Raw genomic sequence first — 1,349 nt, 5'->3', positions numbered from 1 at the left:
CGACTCAGGGTAACGCGGGACATGTAAGGCTCCGAACAAGGGGGAGAGGGCGAAAAACCCGCGCAGTTTAACGCGTGTTGTCGTGCAAATCTTCTAGTCAGACGCAGATCCGGCCGAGCGGGTTCAGTTAACGGGTGAAATAAACCGCCCGGGGCTGCCGAATAACGGCATATGCCCCAGTCGTTTGAGGCGGGCAGAAGGTCTATTCAAGGGCCTTCCAGATTTCGGTCGCGTACTCCCGGATCGTCCGGTCCGACGAAAACCAGCCCATGCGTGCCGTATTCAATACTGCCATGCGCCACCAGGCATCCTTGTCGTGCCAGAGCGCCTCGACCCGCATCTGAGCGTCCCAGTACGCATCAAAGTCAGCGCACACCAAAAACCGGTCATATTCGATCAGCGAGTCGATCAACCCGGTGTAACGTGCGGGAGCGTCGTATGAGAACACGCCACCGCGGATGGCCTGCAGCACTTCATCGAGCCGTTGCGAAGCCGCAATGTCAGGCCCGGCATGGAATTCACCGCTGCGCTTGCGCGCTTCGACCTGACGCGAAGTCAGACCAAAAATGAACATGTTCTCAGCCCCTACCCGCTCGCACATTTCGACGTTGGCGCCATCAAGCGTGCCGATGGTCAAGGCACCGTTCAGACCGAACTTCATGTTGCTGGTACCTGAAGCCTCGTAGCCGGCGGTAGAAATCTGCTCGGACAAATCCGCTGCCGGGATGATGCTTTCCGCCAGGCTGACGTTGTAGTTGGGGATAAACACCACTTTGAGCAGACCCCGTACCGTTGGGTCGTTGTTCACGATCCGGGCGATGTCGTTGGACAGTTTGATGATCAGCTTGGCCTGGTGGTAACTGGCGGCGGCCTTGCCAGCGAAGATTTTCACCCGCGGCACCCAGTTGGTTCCCGGCTCGGCCCGAATCGCCTGATACAACGCCACGGTGTGCAAGAGGTTGAGCAACTGGCGCTTGTACTCATGGATGCGTTTGACCTGCACATCAAACAGGGCTTCCGGATTGACCGTGATCCCCAGCCGTTCCTGAATCAGCGCCGCCAGGGTGCATTTGCTCTTCAGGCGTTGCTCGGCGAACTGGATGCGGAACTGTGGCTGCTCGGCAAAAGGTTCCAGTTCGATCAGTTTTTGCTCGGGCCGATCGAGGACTTCCTTGCCGAGCGCCTTGACCAGCATCGAGGTCAGGGCCGGATTGGCCTGGTACAGCCAGCGGCGAAAGGTAATGCCGTTGGTCTTGTTGTTGATCCGGTTCGGGTAGAGCGCATGCAGTTCGGAAAAGACCGTGCTGCGCATCAATTGCGTGTGCAGCCCGGACACACCGTTGACGCTG

1 protein-coding gene is annotated in these 1,349 nt (G+C 58.5%); it reads right to left on the bottom strand.

Annotation, left to right across the window (positions count from 1 at the left end):
* Window positions 1–202: 202 nt before the first annotated feature.
* On the bottom strand, window positions 203–1,349 hold a 1,147-nt coding region (locus TU76_RS23835), incomplete at its 5' end, for a glycogen/starch/alpha-glucan phosphorylase (protein ID WP_048352615.1).

It is taken from the genome of Pseudomonas psychrophila, from assembly GCF_001043005.1.
In the GTDB taxonomy this organism is placed as follows: domain Bacteria; phylum Pseudomonadota; class Gammaproteobacteria; order Pseudomonadales; family Pseudomonadaceae; genus Aquipseudomonas; species Aquipseudomonas psychrophila.
Note: the sequence above shows the minus strand (reverse complement) of the source record. Positions and strands in the feature narration are given on the sequence as shown.